We start from the raw sequence: 18,951 nt of genomic DNA on the forward strand, positions 1-18,951 counted from the left end.
TTTTTGAAAAAAAGTAAAAAAGGTGTTAATACATTTAAGTACCAACACCAAAAATTATACACCCTTTAAAAATATCAAAAAAAACTTTTCAAAGTTTAAGTAATAAGATATAATGTACCCCGGTAAAATTAAAAAAATATATATTGAGGAGAAAAATTAATGGAGAAGAAAAAATATGGTTTAATAACAGCTATAACTATGATAGTAGGAATAGTTATAGGATCTGGTATATTTTTTAAGAGTGATAACATCTTAATATATACAAATGGAAGCATAGAAAAGGGAATAGCAGTTTTTTCAATAGCAGCTATAGGGATTATTTTTGGAAGCTTGACAATAGGAGTTCTAGCTTCTAAAACAACAGCAGCAGGTGGGATCATAACATATGCTGATGAGTATTCTGGAAGAAAAGTAGCTTGTGCTTTTGGATGGTTTTTAGGTTTTGTATATTTTCCAGCCTTAGTAGCTGTTTTAGCATGGGTAACTGGAGTATATATATGTATGTTATTTGGTATTGAAGCTACGACAAAAACTTTACTATATTTAAGTGTAATAAGTATAGTTATATGTTTTTTTGTAAATACAGTTTCAACAAAACTAGGTGGATATTATCAAAATATCTCAACTTTTATAAAAATAATACCACTTTTTCTTATGGCAGTAGCTGGATTAATTTATGGAGATCCTAAATTAATAGTGAATGAAACAACTATAAAGCTAGGAGAACAAAGTGGAACTTGGTTAGCTGCTTTAGGACCAGTTGCTTTTTCTTATGATGGGTGGGTAGTTTCAACATCTATAGCTCATGAATTGAAAAATAGTAAAAAAACACTTCCCCTTGCTTTAACAATAGGTCCAATATTTGTTTTAGTAGCTTATATACTTTATTTTGTAGGAATTAGTATTTTAGTAGGACCTGAAGAGATAATGAGATTGGGAGATGAGCATCTAAATGTTGCAGCTTTAAAGATTTTTGGAAAAAATGGAGCTAAAGTAATTTTAACTTTTATTGTTGTATCAGTTACAGGAACTTTAAATGGATTTATTTTAGGATTTATTAGACTTCCATACTCTTTGGCATTGAGAAAGATGTTACCTTTTTCTTCTGAAATAGAAAAAGTTGACAAAAAAACAGGAGTATCAAAAATATCTGCGATTTTTGCCATAATAGTTTCAATGGTATGGATATGGCTAAACTATATAACACAAAAATATAATATGTTACCAAATTCAGATGTATCTGAAATTCCTATAGTGGCTAGTTATATTCTATATATAATATTGTATTTCAATGTAATAAAACTTTATAAAAAAGGAGAAGTCCCAAGTTTTACCAAAGGAGTTATAATTCCAATATTAGCTATTATAGGTTCTAGTATAATTGTAGTTGGTGGACTGCAAAATCCAATGACAATATACTATCTAATAATTTGTAGTATAGTTATATGTTTAGCTCTATTATTTTTAAAAGTTCAAAATAGTAAATCTGAAGTTAATTTTGAAAAAAAGTAAGTAAAATATAGAATTTTTATAGAAGGAGTGATTTAAAAAAGTCACTCCTTTTTATTAAAAGCTATTTGAAAAATATAAGAAAAGTATGATTGTAACACAGTTAAAATTATGTAAAAAAAATATAAAAAAAAATCAAAAAAAGCTTTGATTTTTTTGATAACTATGCTATAATCCTTAGAGTGTATAAGGATATTTGAAAAAATCCTTAAAGAGATGATTGAAGGAGGTGTAACAAATAGATGGCTTCTAACAAATTAAGAATCTACTTAAAGGCTTATGACCATACTTTATTAGATCAATCAGCTAAAAGAATAGCAGAGGTTGCTAAAAAGTCTGGAGCAGAAATTGCAGGACCTATGCCATTACCTACTAAGATTAAAAAGTATACTGTTTTAAGATCAGTACACTTAAACAAGGATTCAAGAGAACAATTTGAAATGAGAGTACACAGAAGAATGGTAGAAATTAACAATTCTACACAAAAGACAATAGCTTCGTTAACAGCAGTTAACTTACCAGCTGGTGTTGGAATAGAAATCAAACAAATCTAATTGATTTTTAAAAAACAACCATTCATGGTTTGATTCGGGTAATTTGATTATGTTTGATAAGACGATTATCGAAATCTAAATTATCCTTACAGAATAATACAAGTTGACGCTTTTTTTAAAGCTAGACTGTAGAACCACGAGGTCGAGTTGTCAACCAATATATTATTTGATGGAGGTAAAACAATGTCAGGAATTTTAGCAAAGAAAATTGGAATGACTCAAATATTTGAAGATGGAAAATTCATTCCAGTTACAGTTGTTGAAGCTGGTCCTAACTATGTTCTTCAAAAGAAGACTGTAGAAAATGATGGATATACAGCTCTACAATTAGGATTTGATGAGAAAAAGGAAAAAAACACTACTAAACCAGTAATGGGAATCTTCAAGAAAGCAGGAGTTAACCCTCAAAGATTCGTTAAAGAATTAAGAGTAGACTCAGTAGAAGGTTTCGAACTTGGTCAAGAAATCAAAGCTGATGTTTTAGCAGATGTTGCTTATGTAGATATTACAGGTACATCAAAAGGTAAAGGAACATCAGGGGTTATGAAAAGACACGGATTCGGTGGAAACAGAGCGTCTCACGGGGTTTCTAGAAACCACAGACTTGGAGGATCTATCGGAATGTCATCATGGCCAGGAAAAGTTTTAAAAGGAAAAAGAATGGCTGGACAATATGGAAATGTTACAGTAACTGTTCAAAACCTAAAAGTTGTGAAGGTTGATGCTGAAAATAACTTAGTACTTATCAAAGGTGCAGTACCAGGAGCTAAGAACGGTTATATCGTAATCAAACCAGCAGTAAAAAAATAATAGGTTAGTAGATGTGGAAGGAGGAAAATAATGGCAGTTTTAAACATATATAACTTAGCAGGAACACAAACTGGAACTGTTGAAGTTAAAGATTCAGTGTTTGGGATTGAACCTAATCAAGCAGTGCTTCATGAAGTATTAACTGCAGAATTAGCAGCTGCTAGACAAGGAACTGCAGCTACTAAAACTAGAGCAATGGTTAGAGGAGGGGGAAGAAAACCTTTCAAACAAAAAGGAACTGGTAGAGCAAGACAAGGTACTATCAGAGCTCCACATATGGTAGGAGGAGGAGTTACATTTGGTCCTCACCCAAGATCATATGAGAAAAAAGTTAACAAAAAAGTTAGAAACCTAGCTCTAAGATCAGCATTATCAGCTAAAGTAGCTAATGGAGATATCCTAGTTCTTGAAGGAACAATCGATACACCAAAAACAAAAACAATAATTGCTTTAACAAATGCAATTAACGCAACTAACAAACAATTATTTGTAGTAAACGATCTTGCTGCAGAAGCAGATTTCAACTTATACCTATCAGTAAGAAACCTTGAAAACGCAGTAGTATTACAACCAAATGAAATTGGTGTATACTGGCTATTAAAACAAGAAAAAGTAATTCTTACTAGAGAAGCACTAACTACAATAGAGGAGGTGCTTGGATAATGACATCATATGATATCGTAAAAAAACCTATCATCACTGAAAAAACTGAATTACTTAGAAGAGAGTACAACAAGTACACTTTCGAAGTAAGCCCAAAAGCTAACAAGATTCAAATCAAAAAAGCTATTGAAGAGTTATTCAACGTTAAAGTTGCATCAGTGGCAACTCTAAACAGCAAACCTGTTACTAAGAGACATGGAATGAAACTTTACAAAACTCAAGCTAAAAAGAAGGCAATCGTTAAATTAGCTGAAGGAACAATCACTTACTTTAAAGAAGTATAATAAACTGTAGAAAGCGGCTAAAGATATATATAGGTCTAAACGGAGGTTAAGCAAAAATGGCTATTAGAAAAATAAAAGCAATGACTAATGGAACTAGACACATGTCAAGATTAGTCAATGAAGATTTAGATAATGTAAGACCTGAAAAGTCTTTAACTGTACCTTTAAAATCTGCTTATGGTAGAGATAACTACGGGCACAGAACTTGTAGAGACAGACAAAAAGGACACAAAAGACTTTACAGAATTATCGACTTCAAAAGAAATAAATTAGATGTACCAGCTAGAGTAGAATCTATCGAGTACGATCCAAACAGAACAGCTAATATCGCTCTTCTATTCTATGTAGATGGAGAAAAAAGATATATATTAGCACCAAAAGGATTAAAAAAAGGTGACATGGTTATGGCAGGATCTCAAGCTGAGATTAAACCAGGAAACGCACTTAAAATAAAAGACATGCCAGTAGGGGTTCAAATTCATAATATTGAACTACAAAGAGGAAAGGGTGGACAATTAGTAAGATCCGCAGGTACAGCAGCAAGACTTGTTGCTAAAGAAGGAACTTACTGTCACGTAGAGTTACCATCAGGTGAACTTAGATTAATTCACGGTGAATGTATGGCAACTATCGGAGAAGTAGGAAATTCTGAACATAGCTTAGTTCAAATCGGTAAAGCTGGAAGAAACAGAAACATGGGTAAAAGACCTCACGTAAGAGGATCTGTAATGAACCCTGTTGATCACCCTCATGGAGGAGGAGAAGGTAAGAATCCAGTAGGTAGAAAAGCTCCTTTAACACCTTGGGGTAAACCAGCAATGGGTGTTAAAACTAGAGGTAAGAAAACTACAGATAAATTTATCGTAAGAAGAAGAAACGATAAATAATTTTCGAGAGGAGGCTAATAGGTAATGGCTAGATCATTAAAAAAAGGACCTTTCTGTGACCACCACTTAATGAAAAAAGTTGAAGAAGCTGTAGCTTCTCAAAACTTAAAAGCGGTTATTAAAACTTGGTCAAGAAGATCAACTATATTCCCTAATTTCATTGGTATCACTTTCGGAGTGTACAATGGGAAAAAGCACATACCTGTTCACGTAACTGAGCAAATGGTTGGACACAAACTAGGTGAGTTTGCACCAACTAGAACTTACTACGGACACGGTGTAGATAAAAAGAAGAAAAAATAATTAATTATATAAAATACTAAATTTTGTTGAGTTATAAAAGGAGGTTGGACTAGTGGAAGCTAGAGCAATAACTAGATTCGTAAGATTGTCTCCTAGAAAAGCTAGGTTAGTAGCTGACTTAGTAAGAGGAAAATCAGCGCTAGAAGCATTAGATATTCTAGAGTTTACAAATAAAAAAGCAGCTAGAATTATAAGTAAAACATTAGCATCAGCTGTTGCTAATGCAACTAACAACTTCAAAATGGATGAAGATAAGTTAGTAGTTTCAACAATTATGATAAATGATGGACCAGCTCTTAAAAGAATCATGCCTAGAGCTATGGGAAGAGCGGATATAATCAGAAAACCAACAGCTCACATTACTGTGGCAGTTTCTGAAAAGTAGTTTAAGGAGGTAAGACTGTGGGACAAAAAGTAGACCCTAGAGGACTAAGAGTAGGAATTACTAGATCTTGGGATTCTAACTGGTATGCAGATAAGAAGGAATACGCTAAGTACTTCCATGAAGATGTAAAAATCAGAGAACTTATCAAGAAGAACTACTTCCATGCAGGAATATCGAAGGTTAAGATCGAAAGAACTTCTCCTTCTAACGTAGTTGTTCTTGTTTATACAGCAAAAGCTGGTATAATCATCGGAAGAAAAGGTGCAGAAATAGATAATTTAAGAGTAACTCTTGAAAAATTAACTGGTAAAAAAGTAACAGTTAAAGTTCAAGAAGTTAAAGAATTCAACAAGGACGCTGTACTTGTTGCAGAAAACATTGCTACATCAATCGAAAAAAGGGTAGCATACAAAAGAGCTGTAAGCCAAGCTATAATGAGAGCTATGAGAGCTGGAGCTAAAGGAATCAAAGTTATGGTTTCTGGAAGACTAAATGGAGCAGAAATTGCCAGAGCTGAATGGGTAGTAGAAGGAAAAGTACCTTTACATACACTAAGAGCTGATATTGATTATGCAGTAGCAACAGCTCACACTACTTATGGAGCTCTAGGAATAAAAGTATGGGTTTTCCATGGTGAAGTTCTTCCAACTAAAAGGGAAGGAGGAGAAGCGTAGTCATGTTAATGCCAAAAAGAACAAAACATAGAAAAATGTTTAGAGGTAGAATGAAAGGTACTGCTCAAAGAGGAAATACTGTAGCATTCGGAGATTACGGACTACAAGCTCTTGAGCCACACTGGATAACTAATAGACAAATAGAATCATGTAGGGTTGCTATCAACAGAACTTTCAAAAGAGAAGGAAAAACTTTTATCAGAATATTCCCTGACAAACCAATCACAGCTAGACCAGCTGGAGTGAGAATGGGTAAAGGTAAAGGAAACGTTGAAGGTTGGGTAGCAGTAGTTAAACCTGGAAGAATAATGTTCGAGGTTTCTGGAGTAACTGAAGATAAAGCTATGGTAGCTTTAAGAAAAGCTGCAATGAAGCTTCCTATCAGTTGTAAAATTGTTAAGAAAGAGAATGGTGGTGAAAACTAATGAGAGCTAAGGAAATAAGAGAAATGTCTACTGAAGACTTAGTTGTTAAGTGTAAAGAGCTTAAGGAAGAATTATTCAACCTAAAGTTCCAACTTTCATTAGGTCAACTTACTAACACTGCTAAAATTAGAGAAGTTAGAAGAGAAATTGCTAGAATTAATACAATCTTAAACGAAAGATAATCTCATTCAAGTTTATAGATAATTTGATTCTTTGGAAGAGGAGGTTAATGTCTTGAGAAACGAAAGAAAAGTTAGAGAAGGAATAGTTGTTTCTGACAAGATGGATAAAACAATCGTTGTTGCAATAGAAACAATGGCTTTACATCCAATCTATAAAAAGAGAGTAAAAAGCACTACTAAGTTTAAAGCTCACGATGAAAACAATGTAGCTCAAACTGGAGATAGAGTAAGAATTATGGAAACTAGACCATTATCAAGAGATAAAAGATGGAGACTAGTAGAGATTGTTGAAAAAGCTAGATAATTCCAATTATTGTGAGAGGAGGATATTTTAATGGTACAACAACAAACTATCCTTAATGTTGCTGATAACTCAGGTGCTAAGAAACTTATGATCATAAGAGTTCTTGGTGGATCTAAAAAAAGATTCGGTAAAATCGGTGACATCGTTGTCGCATCAGTTAAGGAAGCAATCCCTGGTGGAAACGTTAAAAAAGGTGACGTAGTAAAAGCTGTTATAGTTAGAACTAAAAAAGAATTAAGAAGAGAAGATGGATCATATATAAAATTTGATGATAACGCAGGAGTTATAATCAATAACAACAATGAACCAAAAGCAACAAGAATATTTGGACCAGTTGCAAGAGAGTTAAGAGCTAAAAACTTCATGAAGATTTTATCTCTAGCTCCTGAAGTAATTTAATTTAAGAGAGGAGGCTAATCGTCGTGGCTAAACCTAAGATCAAATTTGTACCTGAATCATTACACGTTAAAACTGGAGATATGGTATATGTAATCTCTGGAAAAGATAAAGGTAAAACAGGTAAAGTTGTAAAAGTTTTCCCTAAAAAAGGAAAAGTTGTAGTTGAAGGAATCAACTTAATCACTAAACATATGAAACCAAGTCCAATAAACCCACAAGGTGGAGTTGTTACTAAGCCAGCACCTATGTTCTCATCAAAAGTTATGCTTTTCGATGAAAAAGCTGGTAAACCAACAAGAGTTGGATATAAATTCGTAGATGGTAAAAAAGTAAGATACTCAAAAGTATCAGGAGAAGTTCTATAAGAAAGGAGGAAAACGTAAGTGTCTAAATACGTTTCTAGATATCATAAATTATATAACGATGTAATAGTTCCAGCTCTTATGAAGGATCTTGGAATTACTAACATCATGGAATGTCCAAAACTAGAAAAAATAATAGTAAACATGGGAGTTGGAGAAGCAACTCAAAATGTTAAACTTATAGATGCAGCTATGGGAGACTTAGCTATCATTTCTGGACAAAAACCAGTTGTAAGAAAAGCTAAAAAATCAGAAGCTGGGTTCAAGTTAAGAGAAGGTATGCCTATCGGAGCAAAAGTTACTTTAAGAAAAGAAAGAATGTACGACTTTTTAGATAGATTAGTGAATGTAGTTCTTCCAAGAGTAAGAGACTTCGAAGGAGTTCCAGCTGATTCATTTGATGGAAGAGGAAACTACTCTCTAGGATTAAGAGATCAACTAGTATTCCCTGAAATCGAATTCGATAAAGTTGATAAACTTTTAGGAATGTCTATCACTATGGTTTCTTCTGCAAAAACTGATGAAGAAGGAAGAGCTTTACTTAGAGCATTTGGAATGCCTTTCAAAAAGTAAGATAGTGAGGAGGTTAAGGAATAGATGGCAAAGAAGTCAATGATCGCTAGAGATGTTAAAAGAGCTGAACTATGCGATAAATATGCTGAAAAAAGAGCTGAGCTAAAGAAAAGAGTTGCTGAAGGAGATATGGAAGCTATGTTTGAATTAAACAAACTTCCTAAAGACTCATCAGCAGTTAGAAGAAGAAATAGATGTCAGTTAGACGGAAGACCAAGAGGATTCATGAGAGAATTCGGTATTTCAAGAGTAAAATTCAGACAGCTTGCAGGAGCTGGACTTATACCAGGAGTTAAGAAATCATCTTGGTAATTTGATAGTAGGAAGGAGGATTTTCGTAGATGTATTTAACAGATCCAATTGCTGATATGTTAACAAGAATCAGAAATGCAAATGCAGTAATGCATGAAAAAGTAGATGTGCCTCATTCAACTTTAAAAGAAAGATTATCTGAAATTCTAAAAGAAGAAGGATATATAGCAAACTATAAAGTTGTAACTGATGGAAACAAAAAAAGTATCAGAGTATACTTAAAATATGATGGTAAAGATAGAGTTATCAAAGGAATAAAAAGAATTTCTAAACCTGGAAGAAGAGTATATTCTTCAGTAGAAGATATGCCAAGAGTTCTATCAGGACTAGGAATTGCTATTGTATCCACTTCTAAGGGAATCGTTACTGACAGAGTAGCTAGAAGAGAAAACGTAGGTGGAGAAATACTTGCATTTGTTTGGTAATTAAAACTTAGGAGGTGTCTAGTAAATGTCAAGAGTAGGTAAAAAACCTATCGTTGTGCCTTCTGGAGTTGAAGTTACAGTTAATGGAAATGAAGTTACTGTAAAAGGACCTAAAGGTACATTAAAAAAAGAATTTAACAAAGAATTAACAATAAAATATACTAAAGAAGAAAAGCATCATGAAGTTGTAAATGAAATCGTAGTTGAAAGACCTAACGACTTACCAGAAGTTAGAGCTATTCACGGAACAACTAGAGCTCTAATCCATAACATGGTTGTTGGAGTTTCTGAAGGTTTCAAGAAAACTTTAAATTTAGTAGGGGTTGGATACAGAGCTGCTGAGAAAGGAAAAGGACTAGAATTATCTCTAGGATATTCTCACCCTATCATCATCGATGAAATTCCTGGAATCAAATTTACTGTAGAAAAAAATACTACTGTACATGTTGAAGGAATCGAAAAAGATGTAGTAGGTCAAGTAGCTGCTGACATCAGAGCAAAAAGAGCTCCAGAACCTTATAAAGGAAAAGGAGTTAAATATGCTGATGAAGTTATCAGAAGAAAAGAAGGTAAAAAGTCGTAAGATAGCTTAACTAATAAGACTATAAGGAGGTAAGACAGTTGTTTAAGAAGGTAGATAGACAAGCTGTAAGAACAAGAAAGCATCTAGCAATCAGAAATAAAATTTCTGGTACAGCTGATAGACCTAGACTTTCTGTATATAGATCAAACAACAATATCTTTGCTCAATTAATCGACGATGTGAATGGAGTAACATTAGTTTCTGCATCTACAATAGATAAAGAATTAAAAGCAAATATTGCGAATGGTGGAAATGTTGAAGCTGCAAAATCTGTAGGTAAAGCACTTGCAGAAAGAGCAACAGCTAAAGGAATAACAGCTATAGTTTTTGATAGATCTGGGTATAAATACACAGGAAGAATAGCCGCTCTTGCAGAAGCAGCTAGAGAAGCAGGATTAAGCTTCTAAATCTTTTAGAGAGGAGGATTTCACTTGTCTAAGTTAGCAAATAGAGAAGAAAAACAATATCAAGAAAAATTATTGAAGATATCAAGAGTTTCTAAGACAACTAAAGGAGGAAGAACAATATCTTTCTCAGTTTTAGCTGCTATTGGAGACGGAGAAGGAAAAGTTGGATTAGGATTAGGGAAAGCAAATGGTGTTCCTGATGCTATAAAAAAAGCTATTTCTTCTGCTAAAAAGAACATGGTAGATGTTTCTTTAAAAGGAAAAACTATTCCTCACGAAATCGTTGGGAAATGGGGAGCAACATCTCTATGGATGGCACCAGCTTATGAAGGAACTGGAGTAATTGCTGGATCTGCAGCAAGAGAAATATTAGAACTTGTAGGAGTTCACGATATTCTTACTAAAATCAAAGGTTCAAGAAATAAGCACAATGTAGCAAGAGCTACTGTTGAAGCGTTAAAATTACTTAGAACAGCTGAACAAATAGCTGCACTAAGAGGAAAAGAAGTTAAAGATATCTTAAGCTAGGAGGGAATTTAGATGGTAAAGCTTAGAATAGAGCTTGTAAAAAGCATAATCGGAAGAAAGCCTAACCACATAGCAACTGTAAAGTCGCTAGGGCTTAAGAAGATGAATGATGTAGTGGAGCATGTTGAAACTCCTGAATTAAAAGGAAAACTTGCTCAAGTTTCTTACTTACTTAAAGTAGAGGAGGTGCAAGCATAAGATGAAATTAAATGAATTAATGCCTTCTGTACCTAGAAAAGCAAGAAAAAGAGTTGGAAGAGGAGAATCTTCAGGATTAGGAAAAACATCTGGAAAAGGAAGTAACGGACAAAACTCAAGAGCAGGTGGAGGAGTTAAAACTTACTTCGAAGGTGGACAAATGCCTATCTATAGAAGAGTTCCAAAAAGAGGTTTCTCTAACGCTATATTCAAAAAAGACTATGCTTTAATAAGCTTAGATTTATTAAATAAATTTGAAGATGGAGCAGTAGTTACTCCAGAACTTTTATTCGAAACTGGATTAGTAAGAGAATTAAAAGATGGAATCAAAGTTTTAGGAAATGGAACTTTAGATAAAAAAGTAACTGTAAAAGCTCACAAAGTTTCTGCATCTGCTAAAGCAGCTATCGAAGCTAAAGGTGGATCTGTAGAAATTATAGAAGTTAAAACTTTTGCTGATGTTGCTAAAAACAATAAGTAAGAATAATTTAACTTGTTAGTTTACAAAGCGGGGTGAAGTTGTTTTGACTTTGATGGAAAAATTTACAGCAAAATTGAGTAGCATCTATCATATTCCTGAGCTTAGGGATAGAATTATCTTCACCTTGTTAATGTTCTTAGTTGCTAGAGTTGGAACATATATTCCAGCTCCTGGCATAGATGTAGACAGACTTACGGCTATGACAGAGCAAAGCGATATACTAGGATACATTAATATGTTTTCAGGTGGAGCTTTTAAAAGAGTTTCTATCTTTGCTCTAGGAATAGTTCCTTATATTAATGCCTCAATAGTATTCAGCCTTTTAGCTGTTATTATTCCGAAAATTGAAGAGATTCAAAAAGAGGGAGAGGCAGGAAGAAACAGAATCACTCAATGGACTAGATACTTGACAATAGCTATCGCCGTTGTTCAAGGATTTGGTGTTTGTATGTGGTTACAATCTGTAGGTCTTGTTACTACACCTGGAGTAATGTTCTTCTTAACAACTATAGTTACTTTAACTGCTGGTACTGTTTTCCTAATGTGGATAGGGGAACAAATATCAATAAAAGGTATAGGAAATGGAGTTTCTTTATTGATCTTCCTAAATGTAATTTCTGGTGGACCAGCTAATGTTTCTCAGACAATTCAAAAATTAGGAACAAGTAAGTTTCTTATTCCAATACTATTATTAATAGCAGCAGCAGCAGTAATTACAGTTGCAGGAATAGTTGTATTCCAATTGGGACAAAGAAAAATACCTATTCACTATGTAGGAAAAGGATTTAATGGAAGAGGTGGAATGGGACAAAACTCATACATACCTTTAAAACTTAACAGTGCAGGAGTAATGCCTGTTATCTTTGCATCAGTAGTTATGATGATTCCATCAGTAATAATAAATGCAATTCCATCAGAATACACTTTTAAAACTACATTAGCAATGGTATTTAGTCAAAATCATCCAGTATATATGATTTTATATGCTGCAGTGATTATTTTCTTCTCATTCTTCTACACTGCAATAGTATTTGATCCTGAAAAGGTAGCAGATAACTTAAAGCAAGGTGGAGGAACAATACCTGGAATAAGACCAGGAAATGAAACAGTTGAGTATTTAGAAGGTGTTGTCACAAGAATTACTTGGGGTGGTGCTTTCTTCTTAGCAGCAATATCAATACTTCCATATGCTATATTTACTGCATTTAATCTTCCAGTTTTCTTCGGAGGAACAGGAATAATAATTGTGGTTGGAGTAGCAATTGATACTGTTCAACAAATTAATGCTCATCTTGTAATGAGAGAATACAAAGGATTTATATAAAGCTTTATATAAAAAACACAACTGTATGGTTGTGTTTTTTTATATTATAAATATTTTTTCGGAGGTCAAAATGGTTAAATTAACTGAAGAAGATAAGAAGTTTATTAATGAGAATTTTGATGAGGCTGAAGATATGATAAGATATTATGATATAGAAGGTGTGTTAATAACAATAGCCAAAGCTATTGCTAGTTACGGTTATGATGAAGAGTATGATATGAATGAATTTGGAGAAGCAGCTCAAGAAGTTTATACAAGAATCTATAAAAATAATATAGATAAACTATAATTTCCAAAAGTAGAGGAGTGTAAACGACTACTACATTTGAGACACAGAAACGGAGTTTCTGTGATCCTTAATTTTCTTTTTTAGCTCAGTTATCTAGCACATTGCTAGGTTTTGACAAAGTACCTTTGTTATTTACGTTAATTAGTCAATTTCAGCTCTTCCTATTTCTTTTAAATATCAGCTAAATTCCATGTCAAAGAATAAAGAGAGAGTAACACTCATCTGACTAAAATTCCGAAACTTGACTTCGTCTTCAAACACGTCGGAATTTTTAGCGTCAGATTTCGTAACTCTCTCTAATATTCTTCTCCAAATTACATTTAGCTGATATTAGGAATTATCCCTAACATCAAGTTGACGTAATTCGGAAGTGAATATTAGAAGGCCTCAGCGAAATGCAGTTAAGAAAATGCAACGTGTTTGAGCGAGCTTGCGAGTGAGTTTTGCATTTTCAACGGAATGAGCTATAGGGATTCTTTATTCACTGACATGGAGACAACTTGATGTTAAAAAATATAAGTTTTGTTAATGTAAATTAGAACGATAAATTATAGTTTAGTTTATTAAAAACGTGCATTTTTCCTAAAGTTATAGTATAATAATAAAGTAATAAAAAAAATATTTTAAGGAGATGTTGCAATATGAATATTATGTTATTTGGTGCACCAGGTGCAGGAAAAGGAACTCAAGCTAAATTCCTTATTGAAAAATATGGAATTCCTCAAATCTCAACAGGAGATATCCTAAGAGCAGCTATAAAAGAGGGAACTGCTATGGGACTTGAAGCTAAAAGATTTATGGATGAAGGAAAATTAGTTCCAGATTCAACTATTATAGGAATAATCAAAGATAGATTATCTCAAGAAGATTGTAAAAAAGGATTCATTTTAGATGGATTCCCAAGAACAATAGCTCAAGCTGAAGCTTTAGAAGTATTAATGAAAGAAATGGGAATAACTTTAGATAAAGTTATCTCTTTAAATGTACCAGATGAATTAATCGTTGGAAGAGTAACTGGAAGAAAAGTATGTCCAGCTTGTGGAGCATCTTTCCATGTTGAATTCAACCCACCAAAAGTAGAAGGAAAATGTGATCTTTGTGGAGCAGATCTTATCACTAGAAAAGATGATAATGCTGAAACTGTAACAAAAAGATTAGGAGAATATCACTCTCAAACAGCTCCATTATTTGATTTCTATCAAGAAAGAGGAGTACTTGTTGATATAGATGGTACTAAATCAGTTGAAGCTATAACAAAAGAGATTTTCGATATTCTTGGATAGTATTATTTAATTAGAAAGGAAGTTGAAATGTCACTTATAAAAAGTTTAGATGAAATTGAACAAATTAGAAAAGCAAACCAAATTATTGCTAGATTATATAGAGATGTTTTACCTCAATATATAAAAGCAGGAATTTCTACTGGAGAGATAAATAAGATAGTAGAGGATTATATTAGATCACAAGGGGCAAGACCAGCATGTATAGGTGTTGATGGAATGTATATGCCATTTCCAGCAGGAACTTGTATATCTGTAAATGAGGAAGTTGTTCATGGAATACCTGGAGATAGAATATTACAAGAGGGTGACATAGTTAGTGTAGATACTGTTACTGAACTTAATGGATTTTTTGGAGATTCAGCTATAACTTATGCAGTTGGAGAGATTGATGAAGAATCAAGAAGATTGTTAGAAGTTACTGAAAAATCTAGAGAGATCGGAATTGAAATGGCAGTAGTTGGAAACAGAATTGGTGATATAGGACATGCAATTCAAAGCTATGTAGAGAAAAATGGATTTACTGTTGTAAGAGATTTTGCTGGACATGGAGTTGGACATTCTATGCACGAAGATCCTATTATTGCTAACTTTGGAAGAAAAGGTAGAGGAATAAAGATCGAAAATGGAATGGTATTAGCTATTGAACCAATGGTAAATGCAGGATCATATAAGATCAATGTAAAAGAGGACGGATGGACTATTGTAACTAGAGATGGAAAGAGATCTGCACACTTTGAACACTCTATTGCAATCGTTGATGGAAAGCCAGTAATTTTAAGTGAATTATAGGAAAAATTTAAAAGAAAAAACTGGACTTTTTGTGTTTTAGGTGATATAATAAAACGAAGTTCTGTTCGATAGGAGGAATTATGTCGAAAAAAGATGTTATCGAATTAGAAGGTACTATTTTAGAGGCCCTTCCAAATGCAATGTTTAAAGTTGAATTAGAGAATGGTCATACTATTTTAGGCCACATTTCTGGGAAAATGAGAATGAACTATATCAAAATTTTACCTGGAGATGGAGTAACTGTACAAATCTCTCCTTATGACTTGTCAAGGGGTAGAATAGTATACAGAAAGAAAAATTAATTTAATCACGAAAGGAGGCAGACTAGTGAAAGTAAGAGTATCAGTTAAACCTATTTGTGACAAGTGTAAAGTTATCAAGAGACATGGGAAAGTAAGAGTAATTTGTGAAAACCCAAAACATAAACAAGTTCAAGGATAATTTTACTAAAGAGAGTTTGTTAAAAAGTACTGATAATGGAGTGCTGTAAAGATATGGTGGCTGTAGAGTCATCCCCATAATCTGGAAATGGGCCATATCGAGGAAAGTATTTAGCTGGTTATTATACTAGCAAAATATATAAATTTTCGAAAGAGGAGGAAACAATTTTGGCTAGAATAGCAGGAGTAGATATCCCAAGAAACAAAAGAGTTGAGATAGCTCTAACTTACATTTACGGAATCGGAAAACCAACTTCACAAAAAGTATTAACAGAAGCTGGAGTTAACTTCGATACAAGAGTTAAGGATTTAACTGAAGAAGAAGTAAACAAAATCAGAGCCATTGTAGAAACTATTAAGGTAGAGGGAGATCTTAGAAAAGAAGTAAGACTTTCTATAAAAAGACTTATGGATATCAAATGTTACAGAGGATTAAGACACAAAATGAATCTACCTGTAAGAGGACAAAGTTCAAAAACTAACGCAAGAACTGTTAAAGGTCCTAAAAAACCAATCAAAAAATAATTAGAGCATTTTAGAGAATTATAGAGTATTTTGTAATTAATTAGCAAGGGAGGTAGCTTAAGTTGGCTAAGAAAAAAGTAGCTAAGATCAAAAAGAAATTGAAAAATATTCCTAACGGAGTTGCTCATATACACTCAACTTTCAACAACACTATAGTTGCTATTACTGATGCAGAAGGTAAAGTTGTAAGCTGGAAATCAGGAGGTACTTCTGGATTCAAAGGTACTAAGAAAGGAACTCCATTTGCAGCTCAAATCGCAGCTGAACAAGCAGCAAATATAGCTATGGAAAATGGAATGAAAAAAGTAGAAGTAAAAGTGAAAGGTCCAGGTTCTGGAAGAGAAGCTTGTATCAGATCTTTACAAGCAGCTGGATTAGAAGTAACTAAAATCACTGACGTTACTCCAGTTCCACACAATGGTTGTAGACCACCAAAAAGAAGAAGAGTTTAATCTCACTTTATTTTGAAATTTGAAAAAAGTATCTGAAAAATTGAATACAAAGGAGGAATATTTAAAAAATGGCAAGAAATAGACAGCCTGTATTGAAGAAATGTAGAGCTCTAGGTATTGATCCTGTTGTTTTAGGTGTTAACAAGTCTTCAAAAAGAGGACCTAGACCTAATGCAAACAAAAAACCTACAGAATATGCAGTTCAATTAAGAGAAAAACAAAAAGCTAAATTTATATATAACGTAATGGAAAAACAATTCAGAAAAATATACGAGGAAGCAGCTAGAAAACTTGGAGTTACTGGTTTGACTTTAATCGAATACTTAGAAAGAAGACTTGAAAATGTAGTTTACAGACTTGGGTTTGCTAAAACTAGAAGACAAGCTAGACAAGTTGTGTCTCACGGACATGTTGCTGTAAACGGAAGAAGAGTTAATATCGCTTCTTACAGAGTAAAAGTAGGAGATGTAATATCTATAATAGAAAATTCTAAAAACTTAGATATCATCAAAACTGCTGTAGAAGATGCTAGAGTTCCAGCTTGGTTAGAGCTAGACAAAGCAGCATTCTCTGGAAAAGTTCTTCAAAATCCAACTAAAGATGACTTAGATTTCGATCTAAACGAATCATTAATAGTTGAATTCTACTCTAGATAATAAGCCCTTTTAATAGGAGTTGATTTAATGTTAAAAATTGAAAAACATGCAAGGGGTATTAATATTACCGAAGTAAAAGAGAGTGAATTTAAAGGACAATATATTGTTGAACCTTTATATAGAGGCTATGGGCATACTGTTGGTAATGCTTTGAGAAGAGTTTTACTTTCTTCTATCCCAGGAGCTGCTATTAAAGGAATAAGAATAGACGGTGTTTTAAGCGAATTCTCAGTTATGGACGGAGTTAAAGAAGCTGTTACTGAAATAATCCTTAATATTAAAGAGGTTGTTGTTAAAGCTGAAACTACTGGTGAAAGAAGAATGACACTTTCTGTAAAAGGACCAAAAGTAGTAACTGCTGCTGATATAATACCAGATGTAGGAATAGAAATAGTAAATCCTGAGCAAGTTATTTGTACAATAACTACAGATAGAGAACTTGACATGGAATTTTTAGTTGATACAGGAGAAGGATTTGTTGTATCAGAAGAGATCGAAAAGAAAGATTGGCCAGTTGATTATATAGCTATTGACGCTATCTATACTCCAATCAGAAAAGTTTCTTATAGCATTCAAGATACTATGGTAGGAAGAATGACTGATTTCGACAAACTTACTTTAGATGTAGAGACTGATGGAAGTATAGAAATTAGAGATGCACTATCTTATGCAGTAGAGTTATTAAAATTACATTTTGATCCATTCTTAGAATTAGGAAACAAAATGGAAAATCTAAGAGCTGAAGCTGAAGAAGAAGAAGAAACTTCTGTAAGCCATGCTAAAGATGATAATATTTTAAATACTAAGATAGAAGAACTTGATTTAACAGTTAGATCATTTAACTGCTTAAAGAAAGCTGGAATAGAAGAAGTAAGTCAATTGGCTAAATTGTCATTAAACGAACTTCTAAAAATTAAGAACCTAGGAAGAAAATCTTTAGATGAGATCCTAGAGAAAATGAAAGAATTAGGATATGATCTATCACAAAATGGATCTCCTGAATAAGAAGACAAGGAGGATAGCTAACTAATGAATCACAATAAGTCATATAGAAAGTTAGGAAGAAGAGCTGACCACAGAAAAGCTATGCTAAAAAACTTAACTATATCTTTATTAAGTGCTGAAAGAATAGAAACTACTGTAACAAGAGCTAAAGAATTAAGAAAATTCGCTGAAAGAATGATAACTTTCGGAAAGAAAAATACTTTAGCATCTAGAAGAAACGCTTTTGCTTTCTTAAGAAATGAAGAAGTTGTAGCTAAATTATTCAACGAAATAGCTCCAAAATATGCTGAAAGAAATGGTGGATACACTAGAATCATCAAAACATCTGTTAGAAAAGGTGACTCAGCAGAAATGGCTATAATCGAATTAGTATAATAATTAGATTATATATATGAAGAGAGACTGAAAAAGTCTCTCTTTTTTTAATCTTTCTAATTATTTTTGATTTTTAATTAAAAAGTGCTTGAAAATATTACATTTATGGGGTATAATAGTGTCAATTGTTCTAAGTTACTGATGTTAAATAAAATTATAGTTTTAATTCTATAATTTTGATTAATTTCTTCAATGCTGAACGAGAATTTTTTTTGATTTTTTTGGAGGTTTTAAAATGCTTAAAGGAACAGTAAAATGGTTTAACAAAGAAAAAGGATTTGGATTTTTAACTAGTGAAGATGGACAAGATTATTTCGTACACTTTACTGGAATAGTTGGAGAAGGATTCAGAACTTTAGAAGAAGGTCAAGAAGTAACTTTTGAAGTATCAGAAGGTAAAAAAGGACCTATGGCAGTAGAAGTTTCTGTTGCTAAATAGTTAATCACATAATAAAAAAATTAAGAGGTCAGTATCTGACCTCTTTTTTAGTATATTTTTTAAACTATAATTTATCATTCTAATTTACGTTTACAAAACTTATATTTTTTAACATCAATTTGACTC

Annotated in this window: 34 protein-coding genes; all 34 read left to right on the forward strand. The window is 32.9% G+C overall.

The genetic code is table 11. The features are described 5' to 3' along the window. The first annotated feature begins 159 nt into the window (after window positions 1-159). The 34 genes from I6E31_10450 (at window position 160) to I6E31_10615 (ending at window position 18,825) form a co-directional block, all read left to right on the forward strand. A complete protein-coding gene (locus I6E31_10450; GenBank protein ID MCF2640386.1) occupies window positions 160-1,512 on the forward strand; it encodes an APC family permease in 1,353 nt (450 codons plus the stop codon). Between the two features lie 239 nt (window positions 1,513-1,751). After that, window positions 1,752-2,063, forward strand: a complete 312-nt coding sequence (gene rpsJ / locus I6E31_10455; GenBank protein ID MCF2640387.1) for a 30S ribosomal protein S10 — start codon at window positions 1,752-1,754, stop codon at window positions 2,061-2,063. A gap of 183 nt (window positions 2,064-2,246) precedes the next feature. Then, window positions 2,247-2,873 carry a 50S ribosomal protein L3 gene (gene rplC / locus I6E31_10460; protein ID MCF2640388.1) on the forward strand — a complete coding sequence of 209 codons (627 nt, stop codon included), beginning with the start codon at window positions 2,247-2,249 and terminating at the stop codon, window positions 2,871-2,873. A 30-nt stretch (window positions 2,874-2,903) separates the two neighbouring features. Further along, entirely contained in the window at window positions 2,904-3,536 is a 633-nt protein-coding gene (gene rplD / locus I6E31_10465; protein ID MCF2640389.1) for a 50S ribosomal protein L4, read from the forward strand. After that, entirely contained in the window at window positions 3,536-3,820 is a 285-nt protein-coding gene (rplW, locus tag I6E31_10470) for a 50S ribosomal protein L23 (GenBank protein MCF2640390.1), read from the forward strand. Before rplD ends, rplW begins: the two co-directional genes overlap by 1 nt. 56 nt (window positions 3,821-3,876) lie before the next feature. Continuing rightward, on the forward strand, window positions 3,877-4,707 hold the full coding sequence (gene rplB, locus I6E31_10475) for a 50S ribosomal protein L2 (protein ID MCF2640391.1): 831 nt from the start codon (window positions 3,877-3,879) through the stop codon (window positions 4,705-4,707). Between the two features lie 24 nt (window positions 4,708-4,731). After that, window positions 4,732-5,010, forward strand: a complete 279-nt coding sequence (gene rpsS, locus I6E31_10480) for a 30S ribosomal protein S19 (protein ID MCF2640392.1) — start codon at window positions 4,732-4,734, stop codon at window positions 5,008-5,010. A 52-nt stretch (window positions 5,011-5,062) separates the two neighbouring features. Beyond that, window positions 5,063-5,395, forward strand: a complete 333-nt coding sequence (rplV, locus tag I6E31_10485; GenBank protein ID MCF2640393.1) for a 50S ribosomal protein L22 — start codon at window positions 5,063-5,065, stop codon at window positions 5,393-5,395. A 17-nt stretch (window positions 5,396-5,412) separates the two neighbouring features. Then, window positions 5,413-6,069: a 30S ribosomal protein S3 gene (gene rpsC, locus I6E31_10490; GenBank protein ID MCF2640394.1), complete on the forward strand. Its 657-nt coding sequence runs from the start codon at window positions 5,413-5,415 to the stop codon at window positions 6,067-6,069. 2 nt (window positions 6,070-6,071) lie between these two features. After that, a complete protein-coding gene (rplP, locus tag I6E31_10495) occupies window positions 6,072-6,494 on the forward strand; it encodes a 50S ribosomal protein L16 (GenBank protein MCF2640395.1) in 423 nt (140 codons plus the stop codon). Then, window positions 6,494-6,676: a 50S ribosomal protein L29 gene (gene rpmC / locus I6E31_10500; GenBank protein MCF2640396.1), complete on the forward strand. Its 183-nt coding sequence runs from the start codon at window positions 6,494-6,496 to the stop codon at window positions 6,674-6,676. Before rplP ends, rpmC begins: the two co-directional genes overlap by 1 nt. 52 nt (window positions 6,677-6,728) lie before the next feature. Next, window positions 6,729-6,980, forward strand: coding sequence for a 30S ribosomal protein S17 (gene rpsQ / locus I6E31_10505; GenBank protein ID MCF2640397.1), 252 nt, complete (start codon window positions 6,729-6,731; stop codon window positions 6,978-6,980). 30 nt (window positions 6,981-7,010) lie between these two features. Next, window positions 7,011-7,379: a 50S ribosomal protein L14 gene (rplN, locus tag I6E31_10510; GenBank protein ID MCF2640398.1), complete on the forward strand. Its 369-nt coding sequence runs from the start codon at window positions 7,011-7,013 to the stop codon at window positions 7,377-7,379. A 23-nt stretch (window positions 7,380-7,402) separates the two neighbouring features. Then, the gene (rplX, locus tag I6E31_10515) at window positions 7,403-7,744 is read left to right on the forward strand and encodes a 50S ribosomal protein L24 (GenBank protein ID MCF2640399.1); all 342 of its coding nucleotides are present in this window, start codon (window positions 7,403-7,405) and stop codon (window positions 7,742-7,744) included. Between the two features lie 18 nt (window positions 7,745-7,762). Further along, window positions 7,763-8,314, forward strand: a complete 552-nt coding sequence (gene rplE, locus I6E31_10520; GenBank protein MCF2640400.1) for a 50S ribosomal protein L5 — start codon at window positions 7,763-7,765, stop codon at window positions 8,312-8,314. A gap of 24 nt (window positions 8,315-8,338) precedes the next feature. Then, complete coding sequence (rpsN, locus tag I6E31_10525; protein ID MCF2640401.1) at window positions 8,339-8,626, forward strand: 30S ribosomal protein S14; 288 nt, start codon at window positions 8,339-8,341, stop codon at window positions 8,624-8,626. A gap of 29 nt (window positions 8,627-8,655) precedes the next feature. Then, window positions 8,656-9,051 (forward strand): 30S ribosomal protein S8, encoded by a 396-nt coding sequence (gene rpsH / locus I6E31_10530; protein MCF2640402.1) that lies wholly within the window; start codon window positions 8,656-8,658, stop codon window positions 9,049-9,051. A 25-nt stretch (window positions 9,052-9,076) separates the two neighbouring features. Continuing rightward, entirely contained in the window at window positions 9,077-9,634 is a 558-nt protein-coding gene (rplF, locus tag I6E31_10535) for a 50S ribosomal protein L6 (GenBank protein ID MCF2640403.1), read from the forward strand. A 38-nt stretch (window positions 9,635-9,672) separates the two neighbouring features. Next, entirely contained in the window at window positions 9,673-10,041 is a 369-nt protein-coding gene (gene rplR, locus I6E31_10540) for a 50S ribosomal protein L18 (GenBank protein MCF2640404.1), read from the forward strand. Between the two features lie 24 nt (window positions 10,042-10,065). Then, window positions 10,066-10,569, forward strand: a complete 504-nt coding sequence (gene rpsE, locus I6E31_10545) for a 30S ribosomal protein S5 (protein MCF2640405.1) — start codon at window positions 10,066-10,068, stop codon at window positions 10,567-10,569. 12 nt (window positions 10,570-10,581) lie between these two features. Then, on the forward strand, window positions 10,582-10,767 hold the full coding sequence (gene rpmD / locus I6E31_10550; protein ID MCF2640406.1) for a 50S ribosomal protein L30: 186 nt from the start codon (window positions 10,582-10,584) through the stop codon (window positions 10,765-10,767). A 1-nt stretch (window position 10,768) separates the two neighbouring features. Then, the gene (gene rplO, locus I6E31_10555) at window positions 10,769-11,248 is read left to right on the forward strand and encodes a 50S ribosomal protein L15 (protein ID MCF2640407.1); all 480 of its coding nucleotides are present in this window, start codon (window positions 10,769-10,771) and stop codon (window positions 11,246-11,248) included. 43 nt (window positions 11,249-11,291) lie between these two features. Continuing rightward, the gene (gene secY, locus I6E31_10560) at window positions 11,292-12,572 is read left to right on the forward strand and encodes a preprotein translocase subunit SecY (GenBank protein ID MCF2640408.1); all 1,281 of its coding nucleotides are present in this window, start codon (window positions 11,292-11,294) and stop codon (window positions 12,570-12,572) included. A gap of 70 nt (window positions 12,573-12,642) precedes the next feature. Continuing rightward, window positions 12,643-12,861, forward strand: coding sequence for a hypothetical protein (locus I6E31_10565; GenBank protein MCF2640409.1), 219 nt, complete (start codon window positions 12,643-12,645; stop codon window positions 12,859-12,861). Between the two features lie 641 nt (window positions 12,862-13,502). Then, the gene (locus tag I6E31_10570; protein MCF2640410.1) at window positions 13,503-14,144 is read left to right on the forward strand and encodes an adenylate kinase; all 642 of its coding nucleotides are present in this window, start codon (window positions 13,503-13,505) and stop codon (window positions 14,142-14,144) included. Between the two features lie 27 nt (window positions 14,145-14,171). Beyond that, window positions 14,172-14,933, forward strand: a complete 762-nt coding sequence (gene map, locus I6E31_10575) for a type I methionyl aminopeptidase (protein ID MCF2640411.1) — start codon at window positions 14,172-14,174, stop codon at window positions 14,931-14,933. An 80-nt stretch (window positions 14,934-15,013) separates the two neighbouring features. Further along, the gene (gene infA / locus I6E31_10580) at window positions 15,014-15,235 is read left to right on the forward strand and encodes a translation initiation factor IF-1 (protein ID MCF2640412.1); all 222 of its coding nucleotides are present in this window, start codon (window positions 15,014-15,016) and stop codon (window positions 15,233-15,235) included. Window positions 15,236-15,260: 25 nt separating this feature from the next. Further along, a complete protein-coding gene (gene rpmJ / locus I6E31_10585) occupies window positions 15,261-15,374 on the forward strand; it encodes a 50S ribosomal protein L36 (protein MCF2640413.1) in 114 nt (37 codons plus the stop codon). A gap of 167 nt (window positions 15,375-15,541) precedes the next feature. Continuing rightward, window positions 15,542-15,898 carry a 30S ribosomal protein S13 gene (rpsM, locus tag I6E31_10590; protein ID MCF2640414.1) on the forward strand — a complete coding sequence of 119 codons (357 nt, stop codon included), beginning with the start codon at window positions 15,542-15,544 and terminating at the stop codon, window positions 15,896-15,898. 62 nt (window positions 15,899-15,960) lie between these two features. Further along, complete coding sequence (gene rpsK, locus I6E31_10595) at window positions 15,961-16,350, forward strand: 30S ribosomal protein S11 (GenBank protein ID MCF2640415.1); 390 nt, start codon at window positions 15,961-15,963, stop codon at window positions 16,348-16,350. A 68-nt stretch (window positions 16,351-16,418) separates the two neighbouring features. Next, the gene (gene rpsD, locus I6E31_10600) at window positions 16,419-17,006 is read left to right on the forward strand and encodes a 30S ribosomal protein S4 (protein ID MCF2640416.1); all 588 of its coding nucleotides are present in this window, start codon (window positions 16,419-16,421) and stop codon (window positions 17,004-17,006) included. Between the two features lie 27 nt (window positions 17,007-17,033). After that, entirely contained in the window at window positions 17,034-18,011 is a 978-nt protein-coding gene (locus I6E31_10605; GenBank protein MCF2640417.1) for a DNA-directed RNA polymerase subunit alpha, read from the forward strand. Between the two features lie 24 nt (window positions 18,012-18,035). Next, window positions 18,036-18,386, forward strand: a complete 351-nt coding sequence (rplQ, locus tag I6E31_10610) for a 50S ribosomal protein L17 (GenBank protein MCF2640418.1) — start codon at window positions 18,036-18,038, stop codon at window positions 18,384-18,386. A gap of 235 nt (window positions 18,387-18,621) precedes the next feature. Continuing rightward, window positions 18,622-18,825, forward strand: a complete 204-nt coding sequence (locus I6E31_10615) for a cold-shock protein (GenBank protein ID MCF2640419.1) — start codon at window positions 18,622-18,624, stop codon at window positions 18,823-18,825. Window positions 18,826-18,951: the final 126 nt, after the last annotated feature.

Origin of the sequence: Fusobacterium varium, from assembly GCA_021531615.1 — a bacterium.
GTDB lineage: Bacteria > Fusobacteriota > Fusobacteriia > Fusobacteriales > Fusobacteriaceae > Fusobacterium_A > Fusobacterium_A varium_C.